19 protein-coding genes and 1 riboswitch are annotated in these 17,621 nt (G+C 34.9%); of the genes, 9 read left to right on the plus strand and 10 right to left on the minus strand.

The window, feature by feature from the left end; genetic code table 11:
* Positions 1-35 precede the first annotated feature (35 nt).
* The 4 genes from deoB to CRO45_RS07495 all read right to left on the minus strand — a co-directional run bounded on the left by deoB (position 36) and on the right by CRO45_RS07495 (position 4,361).
* Positions 36-1,214, minus strand: a complete 1,179-nt coding sequence (gene deoB, locus CRO45_RS07480) for a phosphopentomutase (RefSeq protein WP_097149046.1) — start codon at positions 1,212-1,214, stop codon at positions 36-38.
* Between the two features lie 116 nt (positions 1,215-1,330).
* Positions 1,331-2,233 (minus strand): site-specific tyrosine recombinase XerD, encoded by a 903-nt coding sequence (gene xerD / locus CRO45_RS07485; protein ID WP_097149047.1) that lies wholly within the window; start codon positions 2,231-2,233, stop codon positions 1,331-1,333.
* Positions 2,234-2,376: 143 nt separating this feature from the next.
* On the minus strand, positions 2,377-3,939 hold the full coding sequence (locus CRO45_RS07490) for a zinc ribbon domain-containing protein (protein WP_097149048.1): 1,563 nt from the start codon (positions 3,937-3,939) through the stop codon (positions 2,377-2,379).
* Entirely contained in the window at positions 3,939-4,361 is a 423-nt protein-coding gene (locus CRO45_RS07495; protein ID WP_097149049.1) for a zinc ribbon domain-containing protein, read from the minus strand. The genes CRO45_RS07490 and CRO45_RS07495 overlap by 1 nt, the downstream gene beginning before the upstream one ends.
* Before the next feature lie 141 nt (positions 4,362-4,502).
* On the opposite strand from CRO45_RS07495, the gene CRO45_RS07500 reads away from it, so the two are divergent.
* Positions 4,503-6,155, plus strand: a complete 1,653-nt coding sequence (locus tag CRO45_RS07500; RefSeq protein ID WP_097149050.1) for a zinc ribbon domain-containing protein — start codon at positions 4,503-4,505, stop codon at positions 6,153-6,155.
* Positions 6,156-6,274: 119 nt separating this feature from the next.
* On the opposite strand, the gene fur is transcribed toward CRO45_RS07500, so the two are convergent.
* The 3 genes from fur to CRO45_RS07515 form a co-directional block, all read right to left on the minus strand.
* The gene (fur, locus tag CRO45_RS07505; protein ID WP_097149051.1) at positions 6,275-6,724 is read right to left on the minus strand and encodes a ferric iron uptake transcriptional regulator; all 450 of its coding nucleotides are present in this window, start codon (positions 6,722-6,724) and stop codon (positions 6,275-6,277) included.
* A 95-nt stretch (positions 6,725-6,819) separates the two neighbouring features.
* Positions 6,820-7,329 carry a hypothetical protein gene (locus CRO45_RS07510; protein ID WP_097149052.1) on the minus strand — a complete coding sequence of 170 codons (510 nt, stop codon included), beginning with the start codon at positions 7,327-7,329 and terminating at the stop codon, positions 6,820-6,822.
* 240 nt (positions 7,330-7,569) lie between these two features.
* Positions 7,570-8,115 carry an NUDIX domain-containing protein gene (locus tag CRO45_RS07515; RefSeq protein WP_097149053.1) on the minus strand — a complete coding sequence of 182 codons (546 nt, stop codon included), beginning with the start codon at positions 8,113-8,115 and terminating at the stop codon, positions 7,570-7,572.
* 87 nt (positions 8,116-8,202) lie between these two features.
* Between CRO45_RS07515 and CRO45_RS07520 the strand changes: the two genes are divergently transcribed.
* The 3 genes from CRO45_RS07520 (at position 8,203) to CRO45_RS07530 (ending at position 11,460) form a co-directional block, all read left to right on the plus strand.
* Positions 8,203-9,102 (plus strand): aldo/keto reductase, encoded by a 900-nt coding sequence (locus tag CRO45_RS07520; RefSeq protein ID WP_097149054.1) that lies wholly within the window; start codon positions 8,203-8,205, stop codon positions 9,100-9,102.
* Entirely contained in the window at positions 9,099-9,599 is a 501-nt protein-coding gene (locus tag CRO45_RS07525; protein WP_097149055.1) for a VanZ family protein, read from the plus strand. The genes CRO45_RS07520 and CRO45_RS07525 overlap by 4 nt, the downstream gene beginning before the upstream one ends.
* 266 nt (positions 9,600-9,865) lie before the next feature.
* Positions 9,866-9,941, plus strand: a riboswitch (glycine riboswitch).
* Between the two features lie 175 nt (positions 9,942-10,116).
* Entirely contained in the window at positions 10,117-11,460 is a 1,344-nt protein-coding gene (locus tag CRO45_RS07530; RefSeq protein ID WP_097149056.1) for an amino acid permease, read from the plus strand.
* A gap of 434 nt (positions 11,461-11,894) precedes the next feature.
* Here the strand turns inward: CRO45_RS07530 and CRO45_RS07535 are convergent, their stop codons facing one another.
* Positions 11,895-12,155, minus strand: a complete 261-nt coding sequence (locus tag CRO45_RS07535) for a YqkE family protein (protein ID WP_097149057.1) — start codon at positions 12,153-12,155, stop codon at positions 11,895-11,897.
* Positions 12,156-12,410: 255 nt separating this feature from the next.
* Here CRO45_RS07535 and CRO45_RS07540 point away from each other — a divergent pair, with 255 nt between their 5' ends.
* Positions 12,411-13,364 (plus strand): alpha/beta hydrolase, encoded by a 954-nt coding sequence (locus CRO45_RS07540; RefSeq protein WP_097149058.1) that lies wholly within the window; start codon positions 12,411-12,413, stop codon positions 13,362-13,364.
* A gap of 239 nt (positions 13,365-13,603) precedes the next feature.
* Here CRO45_RS07540 and CRO45_RS07545 read toward each other — a convergent pair whose 3' ends face one another.
* Positions 13,604-13,825 (minus strand): YneF family protein, encoded by a 222-nt coding sequence (locus tag CRO45_RS07545; RefSeq protein WP_097149059.1) that lies wholly within the window; start codon positions 13,823-13,825, stop codon positions 13,604-13,606.
* A gap of 137 nt (positions 13,826-13,962) precedes the next feature.
* On the minus strand, positions 13,963-14,391 hold the full coding sequence (gene sirA / locus CRO45_RS07550; protein ID WP_170949432.1) for a sporulation inhibitor of replication protein SirA: 429 nt from the start codon (positions 14,389-14,391) through the stop codon (positions 13,963-13,965).
* Positions 14,392-14,694: 303 nt separating this feature from the next.
* Between sirA and CRO45_RS07555 the strand changes: the two genes are divergently transcribed.
* From CRO45_RS07555 to CRO45_RS07570, 4 genes are all read left to right on the plus strand, one after another.
* The gene (locus tag CRO45_RS07555; protein WP_097149061.1) at positions 14,695-15,051 is read left to right on the plus strand and encodes a lmo0954 family membrane protein; all 357 of its coding nucleotides are present in this window, start codon (positions 14,695-14,697) and stop codon (positions 15,049-15,051) included.
* A 59-nt stretch (positions 15,052-15,110) separates the two neighbouring features.
* Positions 15,111-15,752, plus strand: coding sequence for a PspA/IM30 family protein (locus CRO45_RS07560; RefSeq protein WP_097149062.1), 642 nt, complete (start codon positions 15,111-15,113; stop codon positions 15,750-15,752).
* Between the two features lie 89 nt (positions 15,753-15,841).
* Positions 15,842-16,528, plus strand: coding sequence for a cell wall-active antibiotics response protein LiaF (gene liaF, locus CRO45_RS07565; RefSeq protein WP_235864545.1), 687 nt, complete (start codon positions 15,842-15,844; stop codon positions 16,526-16,528).
* Positions 16,525-17,598: a sensor histidine kinase gene (locus CRO45_RS07570; RefSeq protein WP_097149064.1), complete on the plus strand. Its 1,074-nt coding sequence runs from the start codon at positions 16,525-16,527 to the stop codon at positions 17,596-17,598. The genes liaF and CRO45_RS07570 overlap by 4 nt, the downstream gene beginning before the upstream one ends.
* Positions 17,599-17,621: the final 23 nt, after the last annotated feature.

A 17,621-nucleotide genomic window follows, 5' to 3' on the forward strand; every position in this document is an offset into this window, starting at 1 on the left:
TTCAGTTTATAAAGATAGTTTTATCTTCAACTTCATTATTTTAGATCTGACAAGAAACTCGTGCCAAAAGGAGGTGCAGAAACGTTAAAGTTCTCCGCAATCGTTGCTGCGATATCAGCGAATGTATTACGAAGCGGAAGTTCTTTTCCTTCTGTAAATCTTGGTGAGTACACAAGTAATGGTACATACTCACGTGTATGGTCAGTTCCTGGGAATGTTGGATCATTACCATGGTCTGCTGTAATAATTAATAAATCATCAGAATCTAATTCAGTTAACACTTCTGGTAAACGACGATCAAATTCTTCTAACGCTTTACCATATCCAATTGGATCACGACGATGACCATAATTTGCATCAAAATCTACCAAGTTTAAAAAGCTTATACCATGGAAATCACGTTTTGCAACTTCCACTAAACGATCCATTCCGTCTGTATTATTTTTCGTACGAATGGCTTCTGTTACCCCTTCATTATTGTAAATGTCAGAAATTTTACCAATAGCGATGACGTCACGTCCTGCATCTTTTAATTCATTCATCGTTGTACGACCGAATGGTTTTAAAGCATAGTCATGTCTATTAGAAGTTCGTGTGAAGTTGCCTGGAGCTCCGATAAATGGTCTAGCAATAACTCGACCTACTAAAAATTCAGGCTGTAACGTAATTTCACGTGCAATTTCACAAATTTTGTAAAGCTCATCTAATGGAACAATTTCTTCATGAGCAGCAATTTGTAATACAGGATCGGCAGATGTATAAACAATAATTGCTCCAGTTTCCATATGTTCTTTACCTAATTCATCAATAATTGCCGTACCACTAGCCGGTTTGTTTCCAATTACTTTTCGACCTGTTTTATCTTCTAATTGTCGGATAAGTTCAAGTGGAAAACCTTCAGGGTAAACTTTAAACGGTTTATCAATATTCAACCCCATAATTTCCCAATGACCTGTCATTGTATCTTTACCAACTGAAGCTTCTTGCATTTTTCCGTAAAAGGCTTTTGGTGTGTCGACTTTATTTATTCCTTTAATTTCACGAATATTTGATAGCCCTAACATTTCCATATTAGGCATTGTTAGTCCATTCATTTCCTCTGCAATATGTCCTAACGTATCAGACCCTTCATCTCCAAAATCACGAGCATCCGGTGCCTCTCCAATACCTACTGAATCCATAACAACTAAGTGTATTTTTTTAAAAGGGTTCATTCTGTTTCCTCCTATGATGTTTACTTTACTTTGAAGTCGATAATCTTTGACTTGAAATAGAAAAACCGGTAATTCTCTTAAGAGCATTAGTAAAGCGCAAGAATAAGTATATAAAATTATGCTCTTGGATGGAATTGTTTGTATACTTCCGATAGTCGCGTTTTACTAATATGTGTATAAATCTGTGTTGTTGAAATATCTGCATGACCTAACATTTCTTGAACTGCACGTAAATCTGCACCATTTTCAATTAAATGTGTTGCAAAGCTATGTCTTAAAGTATGGGGTGTAATTTCCTTTTTTATATTCGCTTTTTCCGCATGTGCTTTTAAAAGTTTCCAACAACCTTGTCTTGTTAAGCGTTTCCCTCTTTGATTAATAAAAAACGCATCTGTTTTCGGATATTTTCCTTGCAGCTGATCTCGTGCCGTTTGCAAATAAAGTTCACACGCTTTTAGTGCACTTTTGCCAAGAGGAACAATACGCTCTTTTCCTCCCTTACCGAATACACGAACAAATCCCATCGTAATATGGACATCATTTACGTCTAAACCTATACATTCACTAATACGCATTCCTGAGGCATAAAGCAATTCTAACATCGCAACATCACGAACACCCTGTGGTTTACTTCGATCTGGTGTAGCAATTAAAGCATCTACTTCCTCTATTGTTAGTACTCTAGGAAGCTTCTGATCGATTTGTGGCATATCTAAATGTATGGTAGGATCAGAATCCGTAACCTTTTCTCGCAATAAAAACTGGTGAAATGATCGAATTGCCGATATATGCCGCGCAATAGACCTTGCTGAAATCCCTTTTGTTCTTAGGTCATCTAGATGAAGCAGAATATTCGAACGCATAACCTCTGATAAATTTTCAATCCCTTGTACTTTATGTAAATGTTCGATATAACTTTCTAAATCTCTTCGATAAGAGGCTAAAGTATTATCGGAAAGTTGTCTTTCCACTCGTAGAAAGTGAATATAATCTAACAATGCATCTACTGAACGTTTCACAGTTATCACCTAACCTTCTTCTTACATTTATCATAGTTTTTTTCTGGCAGGTGTACAAGATTTATCCTTCAAAGATGTTCATTAACAGTAAAAAACTAACACAAAAATGAAAAGACGGCCAACATTTGACCGTCTACTAATAATTATTTAATTAATACTTTTTTTAAATAGCCTCCGCCATAGAAACTAGCAAAGGATATGATAAAGGCAAAAATTAACGTACTAACAAATTCAAATCCTAAAGTTATAGAGTTTTTGTCAAAAATATAATCAATACCAATCGTAATACTAAAGCCATTTACAATGGAAAATTGGATTACTGTAAATAGCACGCCAAAAATCGCAACGTCTTTTATGTTTAATTGATGCAATTGATACGTAAAGTATCCTACTACTGCTATGATGATAATAGAAATTAAAAATAGGAATAACATATTATGGAATAAAATATCCGTTCCGAACATATCTATCATCTCTTTATTTCCACGGCCATTAAACAGCGCACGATAAGAATATGTTTCATAACCATTACCTACCTGGAATTGCCCAAGAATGGACATAAGCCAAGTAGCAATACTTGTATACATTGCCATAATAAAATGCGGGATGTCCGGTCCATATCTCATAAAATCTTCCATTATAAATACTAGTGAATAGAGATAATTAATCACTAATCCAACGAAAGTTGCCACAAATGCTGAAAAAGCATAGATTACAATTTTCGATTGTGGAATTGCATTTGTAAAAACTGACTTCCCAAAATAAGAAACCATTGCAGCACTTCCAAAGACTAACGTAGAAAGAATAATAGAAGTTAGGAAAATATCAATAAAAGATGCCGATAAATTAATTTTTAAAGATGCTGCTGTAAAGTATGCATCAACAGTTTTACTAAATGAAACACGTGCAAAAATTGAAAAGATGACCATAACAATCGTGTATCCTAATACGGAATAAACAATCCCCTTATAAATTGGCCAATTATTTTTTATTGCCATTCGGCCGTACACGATTCCGCCAATCATTAACGCAATAATTGGGATCAGTAATAGTCCGGTAAATAAATTTTTCAGGGAAACTTTTATCCCTTCTTGTTCGCCCATGGCTCCTACTGTCATATTAAAATCTAAATCTGCGTTATGAATTAACGCCATCATCATTGGGTAGGACGTAAAGTTTGGTACATCTACATTTACTCCAAATTCGTCGGAAATCATCTCTTCAAGCACTTCCGGTTTAAGCAATGCAGCAAAAACGATTGTTTCTTCATCGTAATAACCAATTTCATCGCTTAATGATGAAAGTGCTGATGATTTAATCCAAAATGCGCCAAGGATCATGATGATCATCGATAGTAAAATCGGAACCAAAATTAGTTTATTCCGTTTAATATAATTAAAGCTCTCAGCGGAACTGGTTTTTATTTTTTCAGTATTAATATTTATCTTTGATGGTATTTTGATCGTTGAAATGGTATCCTCAACAATTCGATTGAATGAGTTTTTCTTTGTACTTTTCGCTAGGTAAGATTGTCCGCAATTGACACAATAAGAATTTCCTAATTCATTTCTTTTACCACAATTCGCACAAAACTCATTTGTATTATAGGTGTATGAATTGGCATTACTTGAATCTATTAAGTTTGAAGTATTTGGACAATAAACAAAATAACTGGGATGTTGTTGCCCACAATAATTACACTGCATTATTTCCCCTCCTGTTTCACACCACAGCAAGGACAATACATGTGCTGTTCCTCTATTAGCTGTTCACAAGTATTACAAATAACTTGTACCCCATTAAAATCTTTAAAATTCGCATTTAATGTTCCGCAATTCCCACAAAATTTCGCACTTTCTTCTATTGAATGTTGACAATTTGTACAATGAAGTTGATTGGCAGATAATTTCGAGATTGCATTTTGAGTTTGATAGATGATCACATCTCTATGTATAATTTCATTCGATAAATCATTTAATATAGATAGATTCGCATCATTATTTCTTAGTTGAACATGCGTCAATTCACCTAATTTAATGACTAGATCCATTCTTTGTTCTTTTGCAGTTGTAAGTTGCTGCTTTAGTTCTCTTATATCAAGACTTCTTTGTTCAGTCATTTCTACCATTAAAATATCCTCCGATTTTATTTTTCTATATTAATTCTAATGGTTCATCTATGATTCTAGCAACCTAATATCAGGGATTAATTTTTTCCAAATAACATGGTACTATAGTTTTAGTTTACTAATTGGAAAAAGGAGTTAAAAATGAGAACATGTACAAATTGCGGTCATGAATCGACGGAAAATGAAAAGTTTTGTATTAACTGTGGAGAGCTACTGCCAGAACTCGGTGAAAATTTACTAGATCCCTCTACAGATCAAGAAGTAGTTTCAAACTCTTCGTTAAACAGTAATGACCAACCAAACGTTGATCCTAGTGATCAAAACAATTCGTATCAACAACAAGAGACTCAACCAACACATTATAACGAGCAATATCAACCACAACAAATATGTAGTAACTGCGGAAGGGTTCCTATCAAACCTAGTAATTTCTGTTTAGAATGTGGAACGCCATTACAAGAAATCCCACAAAGTCATAATCAATTTGCTGGCTACGGCCCTGTAAATGACGAACTACAACAAAAACGTTCGCAAAATGAACCACCACAGAAAGAGAAAAAACCGTTAAGTCGTGGCAAAAAAATCGGTATTATTTCTGCCATTGTATTAATTGGGCTTATTATTGGGACGCATTTCGTTTTACAAAGTATGTTTGATCCAAAAGGGCAGGTTGATCAGATTACGAAGCATTTTGAAGAAAAAAATGAAAAAGAATTTATGGATTCCTTCATCTTCCCTGAAAATACATATGTAGATGCAAAAAGTTTTTATCAATTTGTTGATGATAATGAATGGATTTTAGATGACCTAGAAGATGCCGTAATAGAAGGAAAAACATCTGTTAAAAATTCAGACGGTAGAAAAATTATTAAGGTAACTTCAGAACCGTTCCTACTACTTTATAAAAAAATGGCTTTTGAAATAGTTCCGGTTGAAGTAATAGCTAATAATTACAACCCTGACTATCAAATGGAGCTAAAAATTGGTGGACACGACAAAGTAAAACTAAATGATGAAGAAGTGAAAGTGGGATTATTTGCCCCTGGAAACTATAAATATACCCTTCACTATAAAGATGAGTATTTTGAGGATGAATTAACAGAAGAAATCTATTTAGAAGGTGATGAATATAATTTAACCTTCGATCTAAGTGATCAATTAGTTTATTTAACTTCTGATATTGAGGAAGCAACGATTTACATTAATGGTAAAAGCACGGGCAAAACTGCAAGTGAAATCGAATTAATCGCGGCACCACTGGATGGTTCTGTAGAAATTTATGCTGAAGCAACGAATGGTAATGGTGAAACGATTCAGTCCGATACTTTATATTTATCTGAATATGATACGCATATTTATTTTGCTGAAGTTCAAGAACAGTATGCTATTCAAGATTTCTATGATTATTACAGTTGGGATGCTGAACAATTATTTTATAATTTCAGATGGGATTATGAATACGCCGTAAATTCAGCAGACTTTAGCTATGTTGAGGATTATTTCATCGAGGGTAGTCAACTTAAAAAGGATTATGAAAAATTTGTAGTCGAGCATGAAGATTTGGGCTTCTACTATTATTATTTCATTTCAAATGATGTAGTTGATGTACAGCCACTATCAGCGAATAGTTTAACATTAGATTCACTGGAAACATTTGAGTTTACTTCTGAAGAAGATGGAACATGGTATTACGAACGTGAAAAACGTTATACGCTTGAATACGTTGATGGGATGTTACGAATTGCAAATATTGAAGATATTAAAGAGGTAAATAAAACAAAAATAGGATTATAAGTAGTTAAAAACGATCCTTCTGTAGAATTTATGAAGGATCGTTTTGTTGTTTTCGAGGAAATTCGACAATTAAAAAGTACTGTATTCTTTTTTCAATACAGTACTCTACCAATTTACGATTATTTACCTTTACTTTCAGTACAGCGCCAACAAATTCCGTGGAATGTTAGTCGATGATCTTTAATAATAAAGTTCCATCGTCGTTCTACTACAGCTTCCACATCGTCTAATAAGTCTTCTTGAATTTCATCAACAGATCCACACTCAATACATACTAAGTGATGGTGGAAATGTTTGGCACCTTCTTGTCTCAAATCATAACGGGAAACCCCATCACCAAAGTTAATTTTATCGACAATTTTCAATTCTGTCAGTAACTCTAATGTACGATAAACTGTTGCTAACCCGATTTCTGGTGCTTTATCTTTTACTAGTAAATATACATCTTCAGCGCTTAAATGATCTTCTTCATGTTCTAATAGCACTGCCACTGTCGCTTCTCGCTGTGGCGTCAGTTTATAGCCAGCACTATGTAATTGCTTTTTTATACGATCGATACGGCTTTCCATACGACGCCCTCCTAAACTCATCTCATTATACCAAATGAGTAAAAGTGATTACAAGGGAGGTTTTATTCAAAAATGCTTATATAGTGACGATTTCGTTAAAAGACATATGATATAACGATAACTTCTAGTATACATAACCCTACAAAACCTACTAATAGCATGACAAATAGATTTTGGGCGAAAAAATGCCTCCGATTTGGCCCTACTTTTTTCGATGTATAAACCGAACATAATATGAGTAGTAGTATGCAGTATATTAACTGAAACGGAAACCACCAAAGACTATATACTGCCATTGACTCTTGTTGTGTTAGTAAAAATACCGAACTAAACCCAAAGAATGTTGCTCTAACTGCCACAACAAATTGGGCAACAAAAGGAATGTACGGATGTGTTGCAAAAAGAAGAACTAAAAGAATAGATACTCCTAGAGGAAGAATTGTTTGCCAAAATGATACATTATAAGGGTCAATTACTCTAGCATCGATCAATTCGATTAGTTGGATGGACTTGTCCAAGGCAAACGCCTGAAATATAATTACACCGCTCACAAAACTAATCGCTAAAATAACCGCATATTGTATAAGTATAGTAGAACGAAACATAAGCATTCTCCTTTCGTTGATACATCTTATGCTCGTTCTCTATCAATATGATATTTTAATAGTTTAAATTTTCACCAGAAAAACTAGCACTTTTTGGATTATTTCCTCTTTTTATAAAAGTACCTGGCACCGGAACAATTCTTAAAATTCGAAAGAGTTTGTGTACCAGGTACGCAAACTATTCTGAAAATTTAAAAAGTTTGTGTACCAGGTGCACAAACAATTCGAAATATTCTGAAATTATTTAGATTGTTCGAGTTTTAGCCAAAGGATGGCGAATGCGGTTTTTGCGTCGTAGATTTTTTGTTCTTGAACCATTTTTTCAGCTTCTTCAAGGGTTACTTCCATGAGTGAGACAAACTCGTCTTCATCTAGATCTGCTTTATCTTCAATTGTGAAAAGTTGTTTTGCAGCATAGAGATGAATCACTTCATCTGCAAAGCCTGGTGAAGTAGCAAAAGATTGAATATAGGTAAGTTCATGACACCCATAACCTGTTTCCTCTTCTAATTCTCTTCTAGCTGTCGTTTCAGGTGCCTCCCCTTTTTCTAACTTACCTGCAGGAATTTCAATAATGGATCTTTCAAGAGCTTTTCTATATTGTTCCACCAAAATAATTTTACCGTCATCAGTGATAGGAATAATGGCTACAGCTCCAGGGTGATTTACAATCTCCCTCTTCGACTCGTTGCCATTTGGAAGAATAACATCATCTACTTTTACCGAAATTACTTTCCCTTTAAAAATTGGTTCAGAATGAATCGTTTTTTCTTCAAACTTTTTCATATAAAAGTGCCCTCACTTGTCGTTATGTTTTGTTTCATTGTACCATTATTATGGATAATAATTAGAAATAGAAAAGAGGTTCATGCTGTGAGGAATAGAAAAGTTGGAAATAGTACGATTGAAATTTCAGAACTAAGTTTGGGATGCATGTCCCTCCCAACAAATGTGAATGAAGCAAAACCAGTCATCGAGCTTGCGATTGATCGTGGAATGAATTACTTTGATACTGCGGATTTATACGACAAAGGAAGAAATGAAGAAATCGTCGGAGAATGTTTGAAGGCTTATCGCCATAACATTGTCCTTGCGACAAAAGTTGGCAATGTGTGGAACCCGGACGGAAATGGTTGGCATTGGGATGCGTCACCCGCGCACATCGAGGAAGGTTTGAAAGAAAGTTTGCTTCGTTTGAAAACTGATTACATTGACATTTACCAGCTCCACGGTGGAACAATTGATGATTCATGGCATGAAATTATTTATGCTTTTGAGAAATTGAAAAAAGAAGGATTGATTCGAGAGTACGGAATTTCTTCTATTCGTCCGAATGTTTTTAACCCGTTCTTTAAAAATAGCGCTGCCATTTCGAACATGATGCAATATAGTATTTTAGATCGTCGTGCAGAAGAGTGGTTTGAATCAATTCAAAACTCTGGTGCATCTGTTGTGACACGTGGTTCCATTGCCAAAGGTTTGTTAACAAATGAATGGAAAACACGTAGTGAAAACTCTAATGGATATATGAGTTATTCGAAAGAGGAATTAGTTGAAGTACTACGACGTATTGAAGAGGAATTCGGTGACGTTCATGCAGCTTCATTAGCATTTAATTTAAGTCATCCGGTAATCGCGTCTACTGTTATTGGAGCAAGAAATGAAAAACAGCTCCTCGAAAATCTGTCGTCATATGAAAAAGCACAACAAATTAGCAATATTGAGTCCATAAAAAATTTCGTTAAATTGGACGTTTACGCTGAGCATCGATGAAAAAATATTTAATCCTTTTAGGTGTTGGCTTGGCAATTTTAATCATATTTTCAAATACGACTTATCAACAGCAAACGCTTATTCCATCGTTAAGAACACTTTTAGCGGACAAGCCATTTTACGATTTGTTAAGCCGCATTGAACTGAGATACTGGGATACGACTATTTCCGTTGAAACACGCGGTTATTATCATTTTGTTGAATTTTTAATAAGAAAGAGTTTCCATTTTATCGGTTTTGGTTTGTTAGCTAGCTTATTTTATATCGTATTTAGAAAATTCAAGATGAAGTTAGCAGTAATTTATGCGATTTTAACGACATTTGCTCTTGCTTGCATTGATGAGTATCGACAAACTTTTCTAGCTGGTCGTACAGGAGATTTTCACGATGTAATGATCGATACGGCAGGCGCAATCACTTTTGTGATTTTGTGTAAACTTATGATTATCTTTAGAGAAATAATTAATAATAGAAAAATAAAATCCTATACAAACTGACATTTGATGTCAGTTTTTTTGTTTTGTTCTGACTTGTTAAACTATTTTTATTATTCTTATTTATTACAATATTTACTGTTCTATATAAAAACCATTCTAAAACATACATTGTTTTTCTATTAATTTTAATTCTATACTTCTTCCCCACTCTTGTCAGTTAAGAGAAGAACTGTTACTATTCTTATAAACTTTTAATTGAAAGTTTTTGTTGTAATCTTATAAAAAACTACATATCTTGCAATGAAGGCTATGGGTCAACTATAGCTGGAGCAATTTCTGGAGAGTCCGCATAAGCGGCGCCGAAGGGTTCACAATCTCAGGCAAAAGGACAGGAACAGTTAAGGAAAAATAGTTTACTATTGCTATTATTTTTTTCTCTTTCCCTTTACTTTTAGAGATGGCTCCCGGGCCATCTCTTTTTTGTTTTATAAAAAGGATGTTGGAAATAGATCATGTATTCTATTCCAAGATGAGTCTGAGGTTTTAACTATATATTCTATTATTGGGGGCTTTATGTATGGCACATCAAGAGTTAAAACGCGATTTAAAAAACCGGCATGTTCAATTAATTGCAATTGGCGGAACCATTGGAACTGGGTTATTTCTAGGTTCTGGAGCTGCAATTGAAAAAGCCGGTCCCTCTGTTCTACTCGTCTATTTAATCATTGGAGTTGCAGTGTTTTTTGTAATGCGGGCTTTAGGTGAATTATTATTATCGAACAAAGGCTACCAATCTTTTACTGAATTTGCGTCAGATTATCTTGGGGATTGGGCAGGTTATATAACAGGTTGGACTTATTGGTTCTGCTGGATTATGACAGCTATGGCAGACATAATTGCTGTCGGTGTTTACGCTCGTTACTGGTTTGATATCCCTCAGTGGGTACCAGCTTTAATTTGTTTAGTAATTTTACTAGGGTTAAATTTATTAACTGTAAAACTATTCGGAGAATTAGAGTTTTGGTTTGCGATTATTAAGGTGATCACGATTGTTGCATTAATCATTATCGGGATTGTAATGATCGTTATTGGTTTCCAAACAGATACAGGTTATGTATCGGTATCTAATCTATGGGAACACGGTGGATTCTTCCCTAATGGTGTGGCTGGGTTTTTATTCGCTTTCCAAATGGTTGTGTTCTCATTTGTTGGGGTTGAATTAGTTGGGGTTTCTGCTGCGGAGACGTCAAACCCGGCTAAAAATATCCCTTCTGCGATTAACAAAATCCCTGTTCGTATTTTGTTGTTCTACGTTGGAGCGGTGTTCGTTATTTTATGTATTAATCCTTGGACAGAATTAAATGCAGCAAGTAGTCCATTTGTACAAGTATTTACTTTGGTTGGGATTCCAGTAGCTGCTGGTATTATTAACTTTGTTGTTTTAACGTCAGCAGCCTCTGCTGGGAACAGTGGATTGTTCTCCACAAGTCGTATGATGTTTAACTTAAGTAAACATAACCAAGCACCAAAATCGTTTGGTAAGTTAAATAAAAACCATGTCCCTGGTAACGCACTTTTCACTTCTGCAGTTGTTGTTTCAGTAGGTGCATTATTGAGTTACGCAATACCTGATTCAGCTTTTGGTATCGTGACAACGATCAGTGCAATTTGTTTCATATGGGTTTGGAGTATTATTTTAATTTCGCACATCGTTTATATGAAAAAACGTCCTGATTTACATAGGAAGTCAAAATTCAAAGCACCACTTACGCCATTTATTAACTATGTGGTTTTAGTAATCTTTGTGACGATTTTAGGGATTATGTTTGTTTCTGATGATACGCGCCCAGCGTTATTGCTTACGCCGATTTGGTTTATTTTGTTGTTCTTTATGTATGGGATGCGGAAAACGAGAAGGTAGTATTAGGTCGTCGGGATTAAATCTTTGTATAATAGTAAGGTCACATAGTGCTTTTCTATGTGACCTTTTACTTGTAGTTGTATCCTGTTAGGGCACATAGAGTGGTTCTATGTTACTTTTTAATTGGATATTTATCCTGATGGGGCACATAGGGCCGTTCTATGTAACCATTTACTTGGAGTTCTATCCTGTTTGGACACATAGCGCCTTTCTATGCTACCTTTTACTTGGAGTTTTATCCTAATTGGTAACATAGGGCCGTTCTATGTTACCTTTTACTTAAATTTCTATACTGTTCGGGCACATATCGCTATTATTTGTGACCTTATAAATGAATTTCTATTCTTTTAAGTAAAATAGCGCTCCTATCGACAAAACTCTGTCCGAATTTGTCAATAAGAGCGCCTTTACTTTACTTTTATTATACAATCCACCTAAAACTTCGATCCTTGATCTCCGTACTTTTCAAGTAATTCTTCAAAGCTCATATTTTTTTCACGTTGTTTACGTTCAAAAGCGAGTTGGGCTTGGCGTTCCGCTTCTTTTGCTTCCGCTTCATCCACTAAGCCTTTTTTCGCAAGTTTTAATTTTGTTAAAACATCGCTATTTAGCTGATCTTGTAATGTAAGAGATTCTTGTTTTGTATTCGAATTTTGATTTACATTTTTTTGGTTCATTTTTTTCTTTTTTGCCATGATAAACACCTACTTTTCATAAATATCAGCTACTTTTAGACGAGTCATCGAGAACTTCTTACGGGCTTTTTGCGTAAAATAGTAGTAAGAAGACTGTGCGTAATTTTTCTCGTCTCGTAATGCGATTTTAACAAATTTTCCATTTTATTTCGAGTCGAATTTGATTTAATACCTTATTTACAATCCCGTGCTAAAATAAGTTATTGTTTGTGGTGCATGAAGTCTATTTAAATTATAGGAAATCGAGGTGTTTTTATGAAACGACGGAAAGTTCTTATATTATCAAGTATTTTTACAACCGCGATATCCGCAGCAACCACTGTGTTCGGCATTTTTGTAACGAATAAATTAATGTATATTAAAAAGAAGGACGATCAATTCATCTACGACCGTGAAATAAAAGCACAACGTTTTGATGAAGTTTGGTACAACAAATGTCGAAAAGAAGAAATGCTTATTGATTCTCCAAATGGTTACCAAGTAAAAGGTGTATTTTTACAACCACTGGATACAAAAAATACTGTGATTATTAGTCATGGTGTAACTGAAAATAAATTAAATTCAATGAAATATGCAAGAATGTATGAGCGTCTTGGCTTTAATACATTTGTTTTCGACCACCGAAGACATGGTGAATCAGGTGGAAAAACGACAAGTTATGGCCATTATGAAAAATTTGATTTACAGGCAGTTGTGAATACGGTTCGTTCGATTATTGGCGATGATGCCATTCTAGGAGTTCACGGAGAATCCATGGGGGCTGCAACAACTTTACTATATGCGGGGTCACTTGAGGACAATGCAGATTTTTATATTGCTGATTGTGCGTTTTCAGATTTTTCAAAGCAAGTTACACACGTTATTAAGAAGCAAACTGCTCTCCGTACGAAATTACCTGTTCATTTAGCGAATCTTTTCCTTCGAATCCGCGATGGTTATTCAATATGGGACGTCTCACCTAAAGAAGCTGTGGCAAATATCGAAACACCAGTCCTCTTTGTCCATAGCTTACAAGACGAATTCATCTTACCAGAAATGTCAGAAGAAATGTACGAAGTGAAAAAAGAGCCAAAAATGATAAAGCTCTTTGAAAAAGGTGCCCATGCTCAATCTTTCAATGAGAACCCAGGAGAGTATGAAAAGACGGTAAGAGATTTTTTAGAGCAATATGTTTATAACAAAAATCAACAGTCCACTTCCGAATCTTAATACGATAAACAAAAGGTGCTCCATCTATCCTGGAGCACCTTTAAATTTTCAGAATTGTTCCTGAATTGTGTGTGTACCTGGTACAAGTTCTATTCTGAACATTCAGAATCGTTTGTGTACCTGTCACCCGAACAATTCTGAATTGTTCCTGAGTTGTGTGTGTACCTGGTACACACACAATTAAAAAAAGCAAAATAAAAAACAACAGCTTCCTGTCAAAACTGTTGTTAGGTTGGTTGTTATTTGTCTTGTAATTTGTTCATTTGAGACATCATTTGACGAACTTGCTTTTCTGATGGTTTACGTCCCATTTGAGACATCATTACACGGATCATTTGTTCATTAATTGGTGGGTTTTCTTTTAAATATTTCATCATATATTGACGGGCCATAAAGAAACCTAAGAAAGTGCCCCCTATTAACGCTACTACGATAAGTAAAATTCCTAACCATAAAGGCATATGCTGTGCCAACCTCCTCCACAATAACGCTTGTCTTCGAGAAAAACTCTCCATGAAGGATTATACACTATAACTTCTATCGTTTCTAGCATTTCAAAAGTTTTTTCTAATATTCAACAGGAAAAAGTAATAGTGCTTTAGTACGTAAGGTGCTTAATTGGCTTTAACCAACCGCATTCAGCCTCTTCTTTATTAAAGGCTAGGAATGAATCATTAATTTTGCCAAGCGTTTGGAACAAGTCTAAATCCAGCATGCGTGATCCTTCACAAATTGCTTCTATATAGTATTTACGCAATTTAATTTTTATTTCACCTTTAATTTGATGTTCGATTTTCAATGTATCTTCCGCAAATGTTGAATCTGGAAAACGTTTTTGTAAATGCTCAAAGATTTGCCCTCTTACATTTGACGCCTCTAAAGGTTCACATATAAAACTAAGTTGCTTGCTTACAGAGGACTCTTGTGCTTTGTCTTGCGTTCGGACCATTTCTAATAGCATGCGTTCTCTACCAAATATAAATGATTGATATTCTTTTCTAATATTAAATATTGAATATATTCTCATATTCGTCCTCCTCTCCATATTTGCAATTATACCTAAAACTTTCTGAATATTTTGTCACATACTGTCATCATACCAGTTCTATTTTTGTCAAAAAAGAGTAAATACGCATAAATAGCACTCTACTCCTACCCCACCTCAGCCTCTAGACCTAGTTGAAAATCAATTTCCAGTCCGTTTTAGAAAAAATAGATGAAAGGTAACATTAGGGTATTAGTAAAACTTGGCTGAGCGCCAATCCAATTGGTGATTAGCCTAGTTGCACTTATGCAGATCTAATCTGCTATTCGAAAGGAGCTAAACAAAATGAAAAAACTTTTACTATTAATTGCTGGTGGGATTACGTTTATCATCGCTCTTGCCATGGTCGGTCCAATCATTGGTCTAGCGTTCTCGGCGTTATTAGTCTTCCTAGCAATGCACTTCTATGTGAAAAGTAAGACAACATTTTCAAAAGTCATGTGGATTATTCTTGGGATTGTCGGTATCTTATCAGCCATCTCAAACATTCCAGCAATTATCGGTATTGTTGCAATCGTCATCCTTTATGTACTTTATAAAAAATGGAAAGACGAAGATGTAAAACTGAGTATTCCAACATCAAGTAAAACAGATGACCCATTCACAAACTTTGAAAGAGAATGGTCAAACATAACAAAATAAACCCCGAGGGAGGAATCCCCTCCCTCTACAAATATTCAAATTTAAAGGAGAGAATAAAAATGACAAGTTTATTAACAAGATTTAAATACCAAATTCAAGCGGACTTACACGAATTTTTCGACAAAAAGGAAAACAAAAACCCAATCGCTATGCTTAACCAATACATTCGTGAGGCAGAAAAACAAACAGAACAAACAGGAAAACTACTTCAAAGACAAGTGGAATTAAAAGAAAAATTAGATCGCGAATTAAAAGAAGCAACTGCAATGTTAGAAAAACGTACAGCACAGCTATCATTAGCAACGGAAGCAAATGAAGCAGATTTAATTGCCTTCGCACAACAAGAAGTGGAAGTTTATACAGTACGTCAATCGACAATTCAAACTAGCTTGGAAACTGCAAAAGTTCAAATCTTTGAACTTGAGACTAAATATGAAACGATGAAACATAAAATTAAAGATATGAAAGTTCGCCAATTACAATTGATGGGCAAAGAAAATGTAGTCCGCGCACACCATAAAATGGATCACATTATTGAATCGAAAAACGAGACGAGCTTTGAAGACCTATCTTCTTATATTGACCACTTATCAACGAAAATTGATAATAAATATGAAGTAACGATGCTTGAAACACGTCTAGCACACCTTGAAAAGAATAAAAAATCAAATTCTATATCAAACGACGTAGAAACTATGTAATGGTATAATAGGTAAGAATTAGAGAAAGCAATCTATCGCTTTCTCTCTTCTTACGTTAATCATCAAACTCGATGCAAAGGAGGTACCTAATGATGAACAAATTTACAACCGATCAACTAACTACTGCACTAATTATTTTGCTTTTAATTGTATTCGCTGAGCTTACTGTTTTTAATAATGGCGGTGCCTTCTTACTCATCATTACAGGATTTTTATTTTATTATAGTTTTAAAAAGCGCAATAAAACCATGTTTTGGATTGGTTGCTTTTTCGCCTTTTTAGCGGTTTTAAACGTTTTTACTTTAAGACTATTTGTTATAGCCATTCTTATTTACATGCTTTATAAACAATATAAAAAGCCACAAGATGATATCGTTGTGGATGGAGAAGCATTTGAAAAAGGATCAATACATAAAAATGATTTGATTGGAACAACTTCTACTCCTCTTGAAGCATACAAATGGCAAGATGTTCACATTCAGAGGTTTCTAGGAGATATAACGATTGATACAACCCAAACGATTCTACCTGTAGGTACATCCGTTATTACAATTCGCCAATCTATCGGAAAAGTGACGGTCGTAGTTCCCTATGATATTCCGTTCCGAATACAATACTCAACAATCTTAGGTGAGATAAAACTTCCACAAACACCTTCAAAGCGTTTAATGAATGAAAATATACTCGTTGACGATGGTGAAACTGAGGGTGCGAAACGTAAATTAGTCATCCACGTCGCAACTTGGCTTGGTGATGTGGAGGTGGTCCGCCAATGATTGCATTTATCGTCCGAACTTTTACAATGTTTATGTTACTCAGTACGATGGTGTTTATGTTCTTTTATTTCCTTCTTGGCGAGCCTGTTGAAGAAACCTTTGAACCACTCTGGGAAGTGCGTCATGAGAACGTTCCACTTGTTGCCTATTTCGTTATAGCAATGTTTGTTATTAGTTGTTTTATTAGTATTTGGATGGCGATTGCCTCAAAAACGAGAGAATCCGTTGCCATTCGATATGTGAAACAATTAGTAGACCCAGAATTTTCGCTGGAAAAGAAAAAGAATATTCCAAGATCCTTAAAAAAAGCATTACTTCAAACAAATGAATTAATTGAAACCCAGCGTAAAAGCTTACAAAAGTTAACGAATGAACGCGTCGATTCGAACGATGCCATCATTCAAGAACGAATTGTACAAGAAAGACAACGATTAGCACGGGAATTACATGATTCTGTTTCACAACAATTATTTGCGGCTTCAATGTTATTGTCTGCTCTGACCGAACAGGCACAAGGTGATGAAAAATCTCAAAAAACTTTACAACAAGTTGAGAAAATCGTTCAACAAGCACAGTTAGAAATGAGAGCTTTACTATTACATTTACGTCCAATTGCACTGCGGAATAATACGTTAGCAGAAGGATTGACAGGACTCGTTCTCGAATTAAAGCAGAAAGTAAATTTCGATATAGATTATAAGATTGAAGAAATTGAACTTTCAAAAGCGGAAGAAGATCATTTATTCCGTATAGCACAAGAAGCATTATCAAATACTTTACGCCATTCAAAGGCGACCGAAGTCGAGTTAACGTTAATTGCCCCTGACAATGTGGCAATCTTACGGATTCAGGACAATGGACGTGGGTTTAATGTAGAAGAAGACAATCAAACAACATCTTACGGATTAAAAAACATTGCAGAACGTGCAGTCGAAATCGGATGTATTTATAAAATTGTTTCTGTTCCTGGGGAAGGAACAATTGTTGAAGTGAAGGTACCTCTAAAGATGAGACAGAATACTGATGAACTTTCAGAGGCAGCGGATTTAAATGCTTCCGAAGATAGTTAAATAATCACTTACATGATTGGGGT

Source organism: Ureibacillus acetophenoni, assembly GCF_900220965.1.
GTDB classification, from domain to species: domain Bacteria; phylum Bacillota; class Bacilli; order Bacillales_A; family Planococcaceae; genus Ureibacillus; species Ureibacillus acetophenoni.